Below are 16,443 nucleotides of genomic sequence, written 5' to 3'. Positions count from 1 at the left end.
CAAAAATAAAAATGGGCAATTTCAAATTGCCCATTTTTTTTAGAAAATTGGAATTAGCCAGAAATATATTGTTGAAGTTGTTCGATGAGAATACGTTGGTCATCCATCGCAGCTTTAACCAAGTCTCCAATGGAAATAAAACCTACAAGTTTTTCATTATCCAGCACAGGTAAATGGCGTAAATGGCGATCAGTCATCAATTGTAAGCATTCTTCTACGGTATTGTTTAGACTGACGGAAATAACCTTTGAAGTCATAATATCTGCAACAAGCGTACTGTTTGATGAGCGCTCCATCAATGCAATCTTACGGGTATAGTCACGTTCTGAAAAAATACCGATGACTTTTTCATCTTCAGCAACGACTAAAGCACCGACACCTTTGTCCGCCATAATTTTAATCGCTTCAAGTACAGTCGCATTTGGTGAGATTGTAAAAATTGATTGTACAGCTTTATTTTTTATGACTTGAGCAACGATTGTCATTGTTTATCCACCTGTGTTGTATTGTCATTTTCATTTAACTTAACGGTATTTTTTTTAATTGCAAAGCCCTAATTTAATATCAATGATGACTTTTTAGGCATTTATGAGAAAAAGTCATCATTGTGTCGTTTTTACAGGCTTTAAACGGTAATCATAGAGTGATGCGGCCTAAAGAAGAAATGCTGCATCTGTTGAGTTGATAGCTTAAATTTGCAATGAGATGAATTAAATAAAGCTGGTTCAACTTGTAAGCGTGTGAGCAAGGGAAGTAAGGATTCATGAAAATCCTTCGACGTAATTTTACGAGGCTTATAATGCTTCCAATTTGACTTAGCGTAGCGATGTGCTTGAACACCATTGAGCCAGAATGGAAAGAGATGACTATCTTGATCAGACTTAATCGCCCAACCTTCATGATAAAGTCCCCAAAGAACGCCACAATACATCATGGTTTTGAGAATAGAGATTTTGATCATCAATTCTCGTGATACTGGCTGGAAATGATTGAACCTATACATATTATTAAACTGGTATTATTTAATTATGTTTTATTATAAGAAACTTAAGCGGCAGTTATGTTTAAACTGTTCATCAAAATCGTAAGCAAATATTCTCAAACCTTAACAAATGCCAACATAAGTGGTGAATTAGGACATACAACAATTGGAGAGTAGTGGCTTGTATTAAAGGAATGAAAAACGTCACCTGAGTAAAACAAAGCGACTAAAGCTTTGGAGCAGCGCAAGATAAGCGAAGCGCTTAGTATTCTGGGAATAATATTTTTATTTAGTATAGGTATTAAAAAACGCCACCTGAGTGACGTTTTATCATGCTTGTAAGGTTGCCATCTTCTGCCAATACTGGGCTTTCAGGGAGTCACGTTCGACTCGGAAACCTTGATAGTACAACTCTGCTAAAAATAATGCCGCTTTCCCGTGACCTGCTTGTGCAACTTGTTCAAGCTCTTTCACGGCGTCTAGAAAGTTTTTTTGCGACTGGATTGTATTTACCGCGTTTGCATAAACATGTTCTAGTTCATGTTGTGTAAAATGTTGAATCATATATAACTCCTTATTTTAATTATGATTACCGCATATTCTATTCAAAGCTACATTGCTCTGAATTTAAGCTAATTTAACATTGTATTGTGAAGTTATTATGACAAAATTAATGGAATTGTCAAATATTTAACTCGCTTTTACGTTCATTCGCTTTGTTTAAATAAAAGCTTACACGATTAAACACTGTGAACAAGTAATTTTAAGTAAAATCAAAGTGAAAATAAAAGAAAAGGAGAATAACATGTCAGCTATCATAGATGGTTTAAGCTTTGATATTCCACCATCAGAAAACCAAATTATTGCTCTGGCTCATTACCATCGTAAGTTGCTTGATGAAGCAGTATTTCATCAAGAAATTCATTTGGGTGACTATTGTCTTGCACAGCGTAAACGCGTTTATGATTTTGCAATTCGTTTGACGCCTGAGCAAAAAGATCGCTTTTATGAAATTTATAATGGAGAGCTGATGCGTATCGCTGACGATGATGAATTACATCCAGCGGATGCTGAAAATGGTGTAGGGATGTTTGCAATCTTTATTAGCTTGGCGATTATTGCACTGATTCTATACTTTGCTTTTGTTCGAACACTCATGGCATAAGTTTCTTGATCTCTTTTTAGAATTGCGTTATTGGTGGAAAAACAGCCTATAACGCAATCGTCTGTGAAAGATCATTAAACTTGATACTTGTTCTGAGCGAATCAGACACATACACTACTTCATAACTCAGAGGTAGGTTATGTTGTCTATCATTTCTAAACATAAAGTCTTGCAATCCAGACTTGGATTTAAATTAGACCAATTTTACAATATTTTGGTTAGTCTTATTTTATTGTCTATTTTTCTGCTTGCGTATAGTGCGTTACAGCGTCCGATTAATACATTTCAGTATCAGCAAATCATTCGACTTTCAGAACAAGCAAGCCATCCAAGAACTCAAAATATGGCTGAGAATGTATTGCAACAACATCAAGTTCGCCGTGTAGAGTATCTGAAACTTTTAAATGCCTATCAATTTGAATCAAATCGAATTAGACAGTACCCAGCAATGGCCAAAGAAGATGAATAAGTTTTGGCTGATTGATTTTCATTAATAACTGAATGCTTGGGCTTGGTCAGAAAAAAATAGGATTTTATGCTAGACTGGCCATCTTCTAAAAAGCTGCTTTTTTCTCAAGGAATCGACATGCAACAGCAATCGAATATGCAAAATAAATTCTTGATAAATGCTGATATCGGCGATGATGATGTCACATTGCCGAGTTTACCTGCTGTCGATGTTCCAATTATTGAATCGAGTCCACTGCAGACTCAAGTTGAAACAACACCTGTTATTGAAACATCAGAATCAGCATCTGAACCTGAGCATGATGATCAACAAAAGGCTGGTGGTTTCTTTGGTCGTATGAAAGATGGTTTGACCAAAACCCGTCGTAGTTTTACAGATGGGATGGTCAATATTCTTATTGGTGGCAAAGAAATTGATGATGAGTTATTAGAAGAAGTTGAAGAGCAATTACTTGTTGCTGATATTGGTGTTGATGCGACTAAAACGATTATTGCAAACCTGACTGAAAGAACTGCACGTGGTGATTTGATCTACTCAAATGCATTATATAAAGCATTGCAAGAAGAATTGGTCGCTTTACTTGCTCCACGTGTAAAACCATTGCATATCGATCCAAACAAATCACCTTATGTAATTTTAATGGTCGGTGTAAATGGGGTGGGTAAAACCACAACGATCGGTAAGCTTGCGAAACGTTTACAAGGTGAAGGCAAAAAAGTCATGCTTGCGGCAGGCGATACCTTCCGAGCTGCGGCTACTGAGCAATTGCAAATCTGGGGTGAGCGTAATGACATCCCTGTGGTTGCTCAAGGCAATGGTGCAGACAGCGCCTCCGTGATTTTTGATGCTTTTGAAAGTGCACGTGCCAAAGGAATGGATGTTTTAATTGCCGATACCGCTGGTCGTTTGCAAAACAAATCACACCTAATGGAAGAACTTAAGAAAGTGAAGCGTGTGATGCAAAAGATTGATGCGACTGCGCCACATGAAATCATGTTAATTGTAGATGCGGGCACAGGTCAAAATGCGATTAATCAAGTGCAATTATTTGATGAAGCAGTAGGTTTGACGGGTATTACGATTACCAAGTTGGATGGTACAGCGAAAGGTGGTGTGTTATTCAATATCGCTAGCCGGACTCATGTGCCAATTCGTTATATTGGTGTGGGTGAAAAAATCGATGATTTACGTCCTTTCTCAGCAAAGTCATTTGTAGCTGCATTATTTGAAACAGAAAAATAAATTATCAATGATTAAGAAAACTCCATTTCGTCATATTGAAGTGGAGTTTTTTTTAACCAATAAAAAACATGTCTCAAAAATAGAACGATATGTCGTATTTTTAGGGCTATGCTTAAAAAAAGCAGCGTTATACACTGACCTCAATCCAAGATAACTCCCTTCAGGTATAGGTAGGAATAACAACATGAGTAACTTTTTAAATAGCATCAAAACACGTCGTACAATCTATGCAATTGGTAAAAACGTTTCAGTTGATCAAGCAACCATTGAAGAAACAATTCGTGAAGCGGTAAAACAAAGTCCTTCTTCATTTAACTCACAAACCTCACGTGTTGTTACTCTATATGGCGAGTCTCATAGCAAATTTTGGGAAATCGTTCGTGAAACTTTGCGCAAAATGGTTCCTGCAGATGCATTTGCAAATACAAGTGCAAAAATTGATAGCTTTGCGGCTGGTTTTGGTACAGCACTGTTTTACGAAGATCAAGACGTTGTAAAAGGTTTGCAAGAGCAGTTCGCATTGTACGCAGATAACTTCCCAGTATGGTCTGAACATTCAAGTGCGATTGCTCAATTCGCGACTTGGACGGCATTGGCTGAAATCGGTGTAGGTGCTTCTTTACAACACTACAATCCAATTATTGATGCTGAAGTTGCTGAAACTTTTGATATTCCAGCAAATTGGAAATTACGCGCTCAATTAGTCTTTGGTTCAATTGAAGCTCCGGCAGGCGAAAAAACGTATATGGATGATGCCGTTCGTTTTAAAACTTTTAACTAAGTTTTCTTAGGCAAAAAAGAGCACTTTAAGGTGCTCTTTTTTATGTCTGAAAAATAAGAATATCCCTTAAATACTGTATAGATTTTTGTGTTTATCCGCTGAGTATCCTTGACCTTTAACTTAATAAGTTCTATTTTGGAACTTATACGGGTTTTAAATAAGATGAATATTATTGATGAAAGTTTAAACTAACATTTAGAGGGCAGAAGAATGTTAGAAAAATAAATGGAATAGGAGATTCAAATGTTTGCGATTGGTTATAAGCAAATCCCATTACAATTTTTATTTGAGCATCAGGCTACGTTGGTTGGTCTAGGGAAAATAGGGTTTCAGCACTTTAAAACGACTAAAACTGTTCAAGATTGGCAGGCTTTAGCTGTTATTTCTGAAGTTATTGAACCACCAAGCCAGGAATTGGTCGATCATTATATAAAATGGTGTGGTGTTCAAACTGAAAAATATCAAGATTATTTACCGCCGCATATGGTGTCTCAATGGGGACTATCGTTTGCAACACGACTTTTATTACAAACGAGTTATTCGTTGACGCAAGTGATTAATCAAGGCGTGAGTCTTAAAATCCATGGCAAGATTCCTCGGCATGAACAGCTATTGGTTCAAGCCAAGATTTCGCAAATAGATGAGCGCAATGGCTTAGCTCGCGTCTCAGTTCACATTATGACTGGAACGATCAATCAGCCTGAGCTGGTTGAAACTGTTTTACATATGGCATTTATTTTGCCTGATTTTCAAAAAACTAAACGGATGGAGAAGATCGATCATAAAAATTGGAACATACTGGGTAAATGGTCTACAACTACGGATGATGGTTTGAAATTTGCGTTGTTAACAGGAGATTTCAATCCTATTCATTGGGTCGGTTTCTTGGCAAAACTCTCAAAGTTTAAACAAAAGGTGTTGCATGGATTTGGTGTTTTCGCGCGTAGTTTTGAGTTGTTACCTGAACCTATACAACAGATTGATGTTCGATTTTTAAAGCCTGTTAAATTACCTTCACAGCATAATCAAGTTGAGATCTGTTCTGATCAAGATCAAAAGTTTATTCGAGTTGTGGGCTCGGCGGGTCAAATTTGTTTAATGGGTCAATTCCGATAATAAGTATAAGGTGAAATACAAATGACAATAAGCTCTACAGCTTCTAGACAAGACGTCACGGCATGCATTCTATGTTCACGAAATTGTGGGCTCAGTGTTGAAATCGAAAATAACCAATTTAAGAAAATCAAAGGTGACGATCAACATCCATTTTCTCAAGGTTATATTTGTCAAAAGGCAGCACGATTACAGCATTATCAAAAACATGCAGATCGTTTAACCTCTCCATTAAAACGTCAGGCGGATGGTTCATTTAAGGAAGTGAGTTGGGAGCAGGCGATTCAGGAGATCGCTGATCAACTGGTACAGATCCGTAATACCTATGGCGGAACTGCATTTGCTTCCGTTGGTGGTGGTGGACAGGGTAATCACTTAGGCGCAGCCTATGGTCGCCAGCTGTTGTACGCCATGAAAAGTTTTTATGCCTATAACTCTTTGGCACAGGAAAAGACGGGAGATTTTTGGGTTAATGGACGTTTGTTTGGAAGCCAAGCTTGTCATACCACAGAAGATGTTGAACATGCTGATTATGTTTTGTTTATTGGAACTAATCCATTTCAAGCGCATGGTATCCCCAATGCCAGAGATACCTTAAAACACATAAAAAAAGATCCTAATCGGACTATGGTGGTTTTTGATCCACGTGTTACAGAAACCGCCAAACAAGCAGATATTCATGTTCAATTAAAACCAGGAACAGATGCATACCTGATGTCAGCGATGATCGCAATCATGCTGCGTGAAAACTTGTATGACCAACAGTTTATTCAACAACATACCCATGGATTTGAACAAGTTAAGCAGGCCTTCCTTAACATCCCTGTGGAAGAATACATTCAAAAAGCAGATGTTCCAATTGAGCTGATTTATCAAATTGTTCGCGATTTCGCCAAAGCAAAAAGTGCTTGTGTACGAATTGATTTAGGTATCCAACATACGTTAAATACAACGCTAAATGGCTATTTAGAGAAACTTTTATACTTATTAGCAGGACATTTTGGTCAACAAGGTACCAATAATTTGCATACCATGTTTATTCCAATTCTGACAAATACTGATGAGCGAAACCCTAAATATCGACGTACAGTTCATCATAAAATGTTTCCGATTTCGGGTTTTTTTCCACCTAATATTTTACCTGACGAAATCTTAAAAGGCGGTGAAAAACGCGTTCGTGCTGTATTTGTCGATAGTTGTAATCCTTTACTTACATATGCTGATACTTCAGCCTATGAACAGGCTTTTCAATCGCTTGATCTCTTAGTTGTTGTAGATGTGGCGATGACTGAAACTGCACGTTTGGCACATTATATTTTGCCTGCACATACTCAGTTTGAGAAATGGGAATTTACTGGTTTTAATTTGGAATTTCCTAAAAATGGGTTCCATTTACGTCATCCACTTTTCCAAGCAAAAGGGAATACATTACCCGAAGCAGAAATTTACACTCGCTTGCTCGAAGCAATGCAGGTGATGCCTAAGACATTTCCTATTTTGAGTAAAATCGCGGAAAAAGCTTCTGCAAATACAGCTTATTTGGCCTATTTTGCTGCACTTGGCGCGAGCTTTGCGAGAAATAGAAAGTTGATTCCATTTGCTGCCTCTATTGTGTATCGCACTTTGGGCAAGACTTTGCCAAATGATGCTGCTTCAACTGCGTTGTTGTTGCCCTTAAGCATGCAGTATGCGGCTCAACATTATAAAGCTGTGAAGCGAGCTGGTTATGAAGGTAATCGTCTTAACCTAGGGGTTAAATTATTCCAAACCATATTAGAACAACGTTCAGGTGTAGTCTTATCACAACATGAGTACAGGGATGTATGGAATTTGATTGCTTATAAAGATAAGAAAATTCGCTTAGCCATTCCTGAAATGTTTGTTGAGTTGGCACAATTAAATCAGCAGTCATTGGCATTCACAGGAGATTATCCATTTATTCTATTGGCTGGTGAACGTCGCAGCTATAACGCCAATCAAATCTATCGTGATCCAGCATGGCGTAAAGTTGATGCGGAAGGACGTTTGAGAATGAATCCTGAAGATGCATCAAGGTTAGAAGTGGAAAATGGCCATCACCTTCAATGTATTTCTGAACATGGGCAGATTCAAGTCACCGTCGAGCTTGATGAGGGGATGCGTAAAGGTGTAGTGTCATTACCACATGGTTATGGTTTACGTTATCGTGGAGGTAAACCGATTGGGCCACAATTGAATCTGCTGACTTCAACGCAGCATTGTGATCCTTTGTCCAAGACACCATATCATAAGTATGTACCTGTGCGGTTGGAACGAGTACTGGCTTTATAAAGTAATCAGACTGCCGCACTAAATTCAATCATTTTTATAGACAAGTGATAGAAAATGGTGCGGAGTTATTTTGATGATAATGAACCACAACATGATTAATGGTTGTTTATAGTAAGTAAAAGTCACTTGTTTGCATAAATAAGCAACACAATAAGCAATAATGGTTATAGATTGGAATAATTATTGCTGTAATAAAATCGACTCATTAGGGTTAGTCCAATAAGGATGCACAGAGTTTGTGCTAAAAGTAGTGAGAAGATTCACAATATGAGTGCATATAATGAAGCATGAGATAGCCAACATGACTGTACCGATCTTAAAGGATCAATATGGTCGTATGAAACGAAAGTTGCGGATTTCCGTGACGGATCGTTGCAACTTCAAATGTATTTATTGTATGCCTGAACATCCTGAATGGATGAAAAAACAAGATTTGCTGAGTTTTGAAGCCTTATTGATATTCTGCCAATATATGGTTAAACAAGGCATTGAAAATATTCGTATTACAGGTGGTGAACCTTTAATGCGTCAAGGTGTGGTTCACTTTATCCGTGATTTGCAAGCTTTAAGAGCACTGGGTTTGAAGCGAATTTCAATGACGACCAATGCTCACTACTTAGTTAAATATGCTGAGCAGCTTAAGCAGGCAGGTTTGGATGACCTAAATATTAGCCTTGATAGTTTAGATGCCGAACAATTTAAAAGCCTCACGAAGAAAGAGCTGGCTCCTGTTTTAAACGGTATCGATGCGGCAAAAAAATCAGGGCTGCCATTTAAAATCAATTGTGTATTGATGAAAGGTCAGAATGATGACCAAATCTTACCGATGGTGAAATGGGCTAAACATCACAATATTCAATTACGATTTATTGAATTTATGCCTTTAGATGGTGATCAGCATTGGACCGATCAGGCGGTTGTTAGTGAGGCGGAAATTTTAGAACAACTCAAACCGCATTATGATATTCAGCTCATCCAACAACAGCATGAACCTGCTCGTCAGTATCAACTCGATGGACAGTATCGTATCGGCATAATTTCAACGATTACCCATTCATTTTGCGGTGAATGTGATCGAATTCGACTGACTGCACAAGGTGAGCTCTACAATTGCCTGTTCGCTCAGCAAGGGCTAAATATTAAACCGTATTTGTTGAATATACTTAGAGAACAGAAAATAAAACAAATATCTGATTTTAATGAGCTTGATATGCAGGTAAAACCTTATATTTGGCGCAAAGCGCAAGGCTATCACGCAATTCAACACCAACAAGCGCGTAAAATAAGTATGCACATGTTGGGTGGGTAGTTTAGGAAAAAATGGTCTGGAGAAGAAATGCAAACCATTGAAATTAAAATAGAAGCCTTTGGTGCTATAGAACGATTGTTGCCAAAATCACTTGCATTTGAGTTTGCTGCTGGCCAGTTGGTTCAAGATGTGCTGTCCCATCTAGTGACGCAGTATCCTGAGTCTGCAACTGCGATGGAAAAGTGTGCTTGTGCAATTGGGGAGGACATCATAACTCGACAAACAGCACTGGCTTCATCGTGTACATTGGTGTTGTTATCGCCAGTAGCCGGAGGATAAAAATGCGTGAATTTGCTAGGGTTCAGGATCAAGCTTTAGGTTTAGATTGTTTTGATCCAATTCAAAGCTTTCCTGAATGTGGGGGCATTGATATTTTTATTGGTACAGTGCGTAACCATCACGAAGGAAAAGCGGTCAAAGCCTTAAAATACACAGCTTATACCCCAGTTGCTGAAAAAATGATTCGTCAAATCGAACAAGAAATACAAGACAAATATCAAGTGTCTTATGTTCGTGTCATGCATCGTATTGGCTATTTGGATGTCAGCGAAACCGCGATTATTGCGATTGCTTATGCTGCTCATCGCCGTGAAGCTTTTCAGGCTTGCGAAGAAGCAGTGGAACGGGTCAAGCATGAAGTGCCGATTTGGAAAGAGGAATTCTTTATGGATGGCACCAGCCAATATGTTGAGGGCTGCTGTATTCGCAAAGATGCGGTTGAAGTTGAGACTCACCCTCATGTTCATACCCATGAACATTGTTCGCATGATTAAGGATTAGAAGTCGGCAAGAATCCGTCTGGTATAGAATTTAACAGGTAAAATGAATGAAAAATGTTGGGATGAAGCCCGAAAGTTATCGTGTTGCAGAAGCACAAGCAATTTTATACGCACCACCACATTGTATTCAGTTACTGCGAGATGGAAATACCGAAAAAGGTGATGCTTTAAAAACAGCTCGCATTGCAGGTATTTTGGCGGCGAAACGCACAGATGAGCTGATTCCACTGTGTCATCCTTTACCGATCTATCGTGCTGATGTTGATTATGATTTAAAAGAGGATCACGTGGTGATTCTGACCACAGTTGAAACCATTGGACCAACTGGTGTGGAAATGGAGGCCTTAACCGCTGCGAGTTTAGCTGGGTTGACCATTTACGATATGTTAAAACCACATTGTGAGCCTGACGAACTTTGTTTAGATCAGTGTAAATTGCTGAAGAAAAAAGGTGGTAAGTCTCATTTTAAACGTACCTTGCGTCAGCCAGTTTCTGCTGCTGTGATTGTTCTTTCTGACACGGTTGCAGCAGGGCGTAAACCTGATACTGCGGGTAAATCCGTGGTTGATACTTTGACTGAAGCTGGATTTGATCCGATTCATTATCAAATCTTAGCTGATGAACCAGATCAGTTGAAAGATTTGGTTTTAGAACTGACTAAGTCATATGCATGCATTATGACGGTAGGTGGGACAGGTATTAGTAAGCGTGATATTACCGTCGATACGCTTGAACCTCTCATGGAACGTAAATTAGATGGTTTAATGGAAGCTTCTCGCGCATTTGGTCAAAGACGTACCCCTTATGCTGCGATGTCTCGTGGTGTTGCTGGTTTTATTGATCGTTCTTTGGTGGTGACTTTACCGGGTAGTCGCGGTGGTGCAAGTGAGTCGATGGCCGCGATTTTACCAGCCTTAGTTCATATTTTTGATGTATGCCGTGACTTACCTCATCCAGGAGGATATGAATAATGTCAGGATGTGGTGCTGAAAAAGGTTTAATCAGTATTGATGAAGCATTACAACTGATTCAAACACGACCTCAAGTACTTGCGACAGAGACATTGCCTTTAGGGCAGTGTCTTAATCGTTATTTGGCTGAAGCGGTTTATTCAAATGTAAATTTACCAAACTTTTCTCAAAGTGCAGTCGATGGCTATGCATTGAATACCATGCTTGAGCATCTGCAAGATGCTCGCTTTGACCTGAAAGGCGAAATCAAAGCAGGAAGTGTATCGGATTGTCCTTTGGAACAAGGGCAAGCGATTCGGATCTTTACCGGTGGGAAAATTCCTGAAGGTACAACACATGTCGCACGACAGGAAATCGTCATTGTTGAGTCTGATGCTAACATCCGCTTAGCTGAACATATCAAACCAGAGGCAGATATTCGATTTACTGGTGAAGAAATCCAAGTTGGCCAACAATTGGCTGATGTTGGGCAGAAAATTAATAGTGGTGCACTTGCTGCGCTGAGTATGGCTGGCGTACAAACCATCGATGTGTTTAGTGTGCCCAAAGTTGCCGTTGTGGTTACAGGTGATGAAGTTGCGGAAACGCCTGCGGATTTACAAGCAGGTAAAGTTTTCGATGCTAATGGTCCATTGTTGAAAGCATGGTTCAATGATTATGGGCTAGATGTGGAGATTTTGCATATTGCTGATGAAGCAGAACAAGTCAGACACTGCTTTGAACAGTTGAAACAACAGTATGATGTGATTATTACCACTGGCGGTGTTTCAGTTGGAGATTATGACTTTGTACGTCCTTGTGCATTTGAAACGGGTTTTGAGCAAGTTTTTTGGAAAGTAAAACAAAAACCGGGTAAACCGCTTTTTTTTGCAGAATATAAGCCACTAAATAGTGAGGGTCATCCTTGTTATTTACTCGGATTACCGGGAAATCCAGCCGCCGTATATGTGGCAATGCAGATTTATGGCAAAACTTTATTAGATGCTCTACAAAGTCAAGATCAGCCATTAGAGTGGTTTAGCGCCATCCTGACGCATGAACTCAAATCAGATGCGCGTGAACGTTTTTTGAGAATGCATGCTTACTTCGAATACGGGCAACTTAAACTACAAAGTTTGGCTAAACAGCAATCTCATATGCTGAGTAATCTCATGCAGGCAAACTGTTTGGTCCGTATTCCTGCCAATATTAAAATAGAAGCAGGACAACTGGTTTCTGGGCTATTTATTCACAATTAAGATTTGATTGTATTGTGTAAACTAATTGTTTTTTTTCACTTTTAGCTCAGTACCAATATTGCATCTGATCTCTGAGATAGTTACTGTATATTTTATATTGCTTAGTTTCTAAGCTTACGGTTCAAGACAAGGTTTAATGTCTTTTAAAAACTTTAAAATAATGATTTGGTGATAATAATGAAATGGGACGAGATAGGAGATCAGCCATGTTCAGTGGCGAGAACACTTTCTGTACTTGGTGATCGTTGGACGATGCTGATCTTGCGAAATGCGTTTATGGGAGTACGTCGGTTTGATGATTTTCAACGCAGCTTAGGTTTAACCAGACACGTACTTTCTGAGCGATTAAAGCGCTTAGTTGAACATGGTATCTTAGCCAAAGTCCCGTATGTTGAACGTCAAGAACGTTTTGAATATCAACTTACTGAAAAAGGCTTAGACCTCTATCCGATTATGTTGTCGATGATACAGTGGGCAGATAAATGGATGGATATGGGGCTTGGAAAGCCGATTGAGTTTACTCACAAGCGCTGTGGAAAGAAGATGATACCTAAAATCGTCTGCTCAGAATGTGACGAACCTATTCAAGTCAAAGATGTACGGGCGACAGCTGGGCCAGGTTATTTTGCATTTATGGATCAAAAGCAAAAAAGTGCATGATTCATGATTTTTGTTGTTCTATTTCAAGTTGAATAGCTTGGGATAGAACTTCAAAAACTTTTGGATTTAAAGATTGTGCCACATTAAAACGAATGAAATTTTGATAATTTTGGCTTTGGCTGAATGCATTTCCAGGCGCCAAAATCACACCATGTTCAAGGCAGGTTTTTGCAATACGAGTACTATCTAAATGATCTGCTAATTTGCACCATAGAAATATTCCTGCCTGTGGTTTAACCCACGGTGTGATGCCTATTTTTGCTAATTGATTAATGGTCGAATCCATTGCTTTTGATAAACGGATTTTTAGTTCCTCTAAATACTTTCGATAATTTCCATCCGTTAATGCAGCATATAAGATTTCAGCTGATAACTGATTGCCACCAAAACAAGTTGCGATTTTTATATCGGTTAAATCTTCAATCCATTCAGATTTAGTGGCGAGATATCCTGTTCGAACAGAGCCCGACAATGTTTTAGAAAAACTCCCAATATGAATCACACGTGATAATCCATCCAGTGCGGCAAGTCGTGGCGCTGTGTGAAGTTCCAGATCCGAAAAAATATCATCCTCGACTACAATCAAATTGGATTGCTCAACAAGCTTTAAAATTTGATAAGCCGTTGAAGCGGTTAAAACTGCACCCGTAGGATTGTGAATCGCCGAATTGGTAATGTATAAACGAGGGTTATGGTTTTTGATTGCTTGAGCGAACGCGGCTAGATCAGGGCCCGTTTGTGTATAAGGTACGCCAACAATTTGGATTTGATGAACTTTTAGTAAAGCATGAAAATTAAAATAACAGGGATCATCGACCAGAACCACATCATTCGGTTTTAAAAAATAACGACAAATTAAATCAATTGCTTGCGTGCCAGAGTCAGTGAGTAAAATTTGATTTGGAGTTGCTTCGATTCCTTTACTTAAAATTTTACGTGACAGTAGCTCACGTAATGCGGTTAGACCAAGCGGGGTAGAATAATCGGTCAGGATTTTTGCATTGGCTTTTGAAATTTTTCGGACCGCTTTACGAATATTTTCATGCGGCATCCAATCATCGGGTAACCAGCCGCATCCAGGTTTCAAAACATTTTGTGTTGCTTCTAGTGCTTGTCTTGAAATCCATAATGGGTCAATGTTTCGATCTATCTTAGGGTGAATTTCCGAAATAGATAATGGCGCGAGAGGACCTGCAACAAAATACCCTGAACCTGTTTTAGCTTCAATCAAACCTTGCGCAGAAAGACGTTCATAAGCTTCGACAATTGTGGAGATCGATAAATTAAGTCGAGCTGCTAATGATCGTACTGACGGTAGTCTGGAGCCAGGCATCAATGAGCGATTTTTTATTTGCTCACGGACATGCTGTATAACCGAATCAATTTTTGTTGTTTTCATCCATTCACTCTTTCACTGTACTGGTTTGTCATGCAGTACAGTTATTTAAAACTGTACTGTATTGTATGTGGTGCAGAAACCATAACACAGTTTAAATTCTCCATATAGATGTGGAGATAAGAAATGAGATTTTTAAGCAATGGTTGGGTGAATGGGCTTATAGGTGTGGTGATTTTTGCAGGCTCTTTACCTGCAACGCGTGTTGCTGTCATGGATTTTAGTCCAACATTTTTAACTGCTGCAAGGGCTGCAATTGCAGGTGTTTTAGGTTTAATTTTAATTCTCTTATCTCGTCAAAAACTACCCAATAGAAAAGACTGGATGCCTTTATTTTATGTGGCCATTGGTGTTGTGATTGGCTTTCCACTGTTTACTGCTTTAGCGTTGCAATATGTTAGTGCTGCCCACAGCATCGTTTTTGTAGGGTTATTGCCTTTAGCTACAGCTGTTTTTGGCGTGTTGCGAGGAGGAGAGCGACCTAATTTCGCATTTTGGTTATTTGCGATCTTAGGAGCTGCACTTGTATTCGCTTATATGTTGATTCAAACACAAAGTTGGCTATTCAATTATGGTGACATTTTTATGCTGCTGGCCATCATACTTTGCGGATTTGGGTATGCTGAAGGTGGAAAGCTATCTAAGCATTTAGGTGGTTGGCAAGTGATTTGCTGGGCACTTATTTTGATGTTGCCAGTCATGCTTGTTATTTCTTATTTTTATATGCCTGTCAGCTTTGAACAAATTTCATGGTCTGCAGCATTGGGCTTAGCTTATGTATCTATTTTCAGTATGCTTATCGGTTTCTTCTTTTGGTATAAAGGGCTGGCACTCGGTGGTATCGCGGCGGTCGGGCAGTTACAGTTATTACAACCAATATTTGGGTTGGCTATTGCAGCAGTCATCCTACATGAACACGTTAGTATGACCATGTTAGTAGTGACCATAGCTGTAATCGCTTGTGTGACTTGTGCCAAGAAATTTGCTTGATCCAAAAGGATTACAAACAATTCGCAGGTTTAGGTACGCCCGCTAAACGACTCAGATGTCGAGCGACTAAACCTGTATTGAAACGCTGTTGTAGTTCTGCGTTATTGATTTCAGGGTTGACCGTTTTCATTAAAAATTTAATCAATGGACGTGTTGCTGGTGAGTGCCCGAATTGTTGATAGAACTGACGTACCGCGTGAAGCACTTCAAAATGCCAACCAGTTAACTCTAAATCCAAAGATTTAGCTAACTCTTGAGCAACCTCTTGATTCCAAATCGTATAATCAACCAAATGACCATCTTGATCTAACTCTAATTGCATAAAATAGCCTAAGTAAAATTGGAAATGGGTTATTTCAAAGTGACGCAGCGATCAAATTGTAAAACTAAATCAGCGAATTGCGTATATTCTATGATTTTTACATGCTCTTTAATTTCAACATTTAATAAACTTTGCTCGCTGCTTAAACAATAAAGATGAGAAAAACGATCTAAAATAGTTTGGGGGATATACAACGCCGCATCACCCATAATCACAATCGAGTCATCAGCTTGAGCCATTTGACATACATCAGCCCACATCTTATCAAGTTGTGAATAGGGTGACTGGATCAAAAATAAAGTGTTGGTTTTCATAATAGACTCTCTTACCAATACAACACATGATCGAATGATTGAATAAACTCTGGATTGAATTCAATAAATTCGATGTCTTGTTCAGTATTTTGAATCAGACTGAGTTGTTGATTTTTTGTTTCGATTAAAATAGGCGTTAAATCATAAAACTCAAAACTTTCAACCATATTTGATGCAACTTTAAAGGCATGCTTGAGTTGGTCAAATGCTAACTGATTGTTCAATAAGCTTAGAGCTGCATCCTTTAATAAAACTTTGACAGAAATACCAAAGGTTGCTAAAACCATAGTTGCAGACAAGCTTTCGTTGACCTGCAAACTAGTTAAATTGGGCTGCGTTAGGATGACGAGTACAGATTTCACACAATATACCTTTTAAAAGCAACACTCTAATAAAGAACTT

At 38.7% G+C, this 16,443-nt stretch carries 20 protein-coding genes; 13 read left to right on the top strand and 7 right to left on the bottom strand.

What is annotated here, in order from left to right; genetic code table 11:
* Nucleotides 1-53: 53 nt before the first annotated feature.
* The 3 genes from EXE30_RS05790 to EXE30_RS05780 all read right to left on the bottom strand — a co-directional run bounded on the left by EXE30_RS05790 (nucleotide 54) and on the right by EXE30_RS05780 (nucleotide 1,546).
* A complete protein-coding gene (locus EXE30_RS05790; protein ID WP_121930240.1) occupies nucleotides 54-485 on the bottom strand; it encodes a CBS domain-containing protein in 432 nt (143 codons plus the stop codon).
* A gap of 140 nt (nucleotides 486-625) precedes the next feature.
* Complete coding sequence (locus EXE30_RS05785; protein WP_130161586.1) at nucleotides 626-1,003, bottom strand: DUF2750 domain-containing protein; 378 nt, start codon at nucleotides 1,001-1,003, stop codon at nucleotides 626-628.
* A gap of 309 nt (nucleotides 1,004-1,312) precedes the next feature.
* Complete coding sequence (locus EXE30_RS05780) at nucleotides 1,313-1,546, bottom strand: SEL1-like repeat protein (protein ID WP_004671340.1); 234 nt, start codon at nucleotides 1,544-1,546, stop codon at nucleotides 1,313-1,315.
* A 241-nt stretch (nucleotides 1,547-1,787) separates the two neighbouring features.
* On the opposite strand from EXE30_RS05780, the gene EXE30_RS05775 reads away from it, so the two are divergent.
* From EXE30_RS05775 to EXE30_RS05720, 12 genes are all read left to right on the top strand, one after another.
* Entirely contained in the window at nucleotides 1,788-2,147 is a 360-nt protein-coding gene (locus EXE30_RS05775) for a hypothetical protein (RefSeq protein ID WP_005197129.1), read from the top strand.
* Between the two features lie 139 nt (nucleotides 2,148-2,286).
* Nucleotides 2,287-2,616, top strand: coding sequence for a hypothetical protein (locus EXE30_RS05770; RefSeq protein ID WP_130161585.1), 330 nt, complete (start codon nucleotides 2,287-2,289; stop codon nucleotides 2,614-2,616).
* Between the two features lie 117 nt (nucleotides 2,617-2,733).
* Nucleotides 2,734-3,858 (top strand): signal recognition particle-docking protein FtsY, encoded by a 1,125-nt coding sequence (gene ftsY / locus EXE30_RS05765; protein WP_121930237.1) that lies wholly within the window; start codon nucleotides 2,734-2,736, stop codon nucleotides 3,856-3,858.
* Nucleotides 3,859-4,042: 184 nt separating this feature from the next.
* Nucleotides 4,043-4,639 (top strand): nitroreductase family protein, encoded by a 597-nt coding sequence (locus EXE30_RS05760; protein ID WP_130161584.1) that lies wholly within the window; start codon nucleotides 4,043-4,045, stop codon nucleotides 4,637-4,639.
* A 243-nt stretch (nucleotides 4,640-4,882) separates the two neighbouring features.
* Nucleotides 4,883-5,755, top strand: a complete 873-nt coding sequence (locus EXE30_RS05755) for a MaoC/PaaZ C-terminal domain-containing protein (RefSeq protein ID WP_130161583.1) — start codon at nucleotides 4,883-4,885, stop codon at nucleotides 5,753-5,755.
* Nucleotides 5,756-5,776: 21 nt separating this feature from the next.
* A complete protein-coding gene (locus tag EXE30_RS05750) occupies nucleotides 5,777-8,062 on the top strand; it encodes a molybdopterin-dependent oxidoreductase (protein WP_130161582.1) in 2,286 nt (761 codons plus the stop codon).
* Nucleotides 8,063-8,342: 280 nt separating this feature from the next.
* Nucleotides 8,343-9,371 (top strand): GTP 3',8-cyclase MoaA, encoded by a 1,029-nt coding sequence (gene moaA, locus EXE30_RS05745; RefSeq protein ID WP_130161581.1) that lies wholly within the window; start codon nucleotides 8,343-8,345, stop codon nucleotides 9,369-9,371.
* A gap of 27 nt (nucleotides 9,372-9,398) precedes the next feature.
* Nucleotides 9,399-9,650 (top strand): MoaD/ThiS family protein, encoded by a 252-nt coding sequence (locus EXE30_RS05740; RefSeq protein ID WP_130161580.1) that lies wholly within the window; start codon nucleotides 9,399-9,401, stop codon nucleotides 9,648-9,650.
* A 2-nt stretch (nucleotides 9,651-9,652) separates the two neighbouring features.
* Complete coding sequence (locus EXE30_RS05735) at nucleotides 9,653-10,144, top strand: molybdenum cofactor biosynthesis protein MoaE (protein ID WP_121929271.1); 492 nt, start codon at nucleotides 9,653-9,655, stop codon at nucleotides 10,142-10,144.
* A gap of 53 nt (nucleotides 10,145-10,197) precedes the next feature.
* A complete protein-coding gene (gene moaCB / locus EXE30_RS05730) occupies nucleotides 10,198-11,121 on the top strand; it encodes a bifunctional molybdenum cofactor biosynthesis protein MoaC/MoaB (protein ID WP_121929272.1) in 924 nt (307 codons plus the stop codon).
* Nucleotides 11,121-12,359 carry a molybdopterin molybdotransferase MoeA gene (locus EXE30_RS05725; RefSeq protein ID WP_130161579.1) on the top strand — a complete coding sequence of 413 codons (1,239 nt, stop codon included), beginning with the start codon at nucleotides 11,121-11,123 and terminating at the stop codon, nucleotides 12,357-12,359. The genes moaCB and EXE30_RS05725 overlap by 1 nt, the downstream gene beginning before the upstream one ends.
* 177 nt (nucleotides 12,360-12,536) lie before the next feature.
* Nucleotides 12,537-13,019, top strand: coding sequence for a winged helix-turn-helix transcriptional regulator (locus EXE30_RS05720; RefSeq protein WP_130161578.1), 483 nt, complete (start codon nucleotides 12,537-12,539; stop codon nucleotides 13,017-13,019).
* A 1-nt stretch (nucleotide 13,020) separates the two neighbouring features.
* Here the strand turns inward: EXE30_RS05720 and EXE30_RS05715 are convergent, their stop codons facing one another.
* The gene (locus EXE30_RS05715; RefSeq protein ID WP_130161577.1) at nucleotides 13,021-14,418 is read right to left on the bottom strand and encodes an aminotransferase-like domain-containing protein; all 1,398 of its coding nucleotides are present in this window, start codon (nucleotides 14,416-14,418) and stop codon (nucleotides 13,021-13,023) included.
* Between the two features lie 123 nt (nucleotides 14,419-14,541).
* Between EXE30_RS05715 and EXE30_RS05710 the strand changes: the two genes are divergently transcribed.
* A complete protein-coding gene (locus tag EXE30_RS05710; RefSeq protein ID WP_130161576.1) occupies nucleotides 14,542-15,405 on the top strand; it encodes a DMT family transporter in 864 nt (287 codons plus the stop codon).
* Nucleotides 15,406-15,415: 10 nt separating this feature from the next.
* Here EXE30_RS05710 and EXE30_RS05705 read toward each other — a convergent pair whose 3' ends face one another.
* From EXE30_RS05705 to EXE30_RS05695, 3 genes are read right to left on the bottom strand one after another with little or no spacing between them, the layout of a single operon-like run.
* Nucleotides 15,416-15,727, bottom strand: coding sequence for a TusE/DsrC/DsvC family sulfur relay protein (locus EXE30_RS05705; RefSeq protein ID WP_130161575.1), 312 nt, complete (start codon nucleotides 15,725-15,727; stop codon nucleotides 15,416-15,418).
* A gap of 29 nt (nucleotides 15,728-15,756) precedes the next feature.
* On the bottom strand, nucleotides 15,757-16,041 hold the full coding sequence (locus EXE30_RS05700; protein WP_130161574.1) for a hypothetical protein: 285 nt from the start codon (nucleotides 16,039-16,041) through the stop codon (nucleotides 15,757-15,759).
* Nucleotides 16,042-16,052: 11 nt separating this feature from the next.
* A complete protein-coding gene (locus EXE30_RS05695) occupies nucleotides 16,053-16,403 on the bottom strand; it encodes a hypothetical protein (protein ID WP_130161573.1) in 351 nt (116 codons plus the stop codon).
* Nucleotides 16,404-16,443 lie beyond the last annotated feature (40 nt).

This window comes from Acinetobacter halotolerans (assembly GCF_004208515.1).
Classification (GTDB): Bacteria; Pseudomonadota; Gammaproteobacteria; order Pseudomonadales; family Moraxellaceae; genus Acinetobacter; species Acinetobacter halotolerans.
This window is presented reverse-complemented; position numbering and strand designations above follow the sequence as displayed.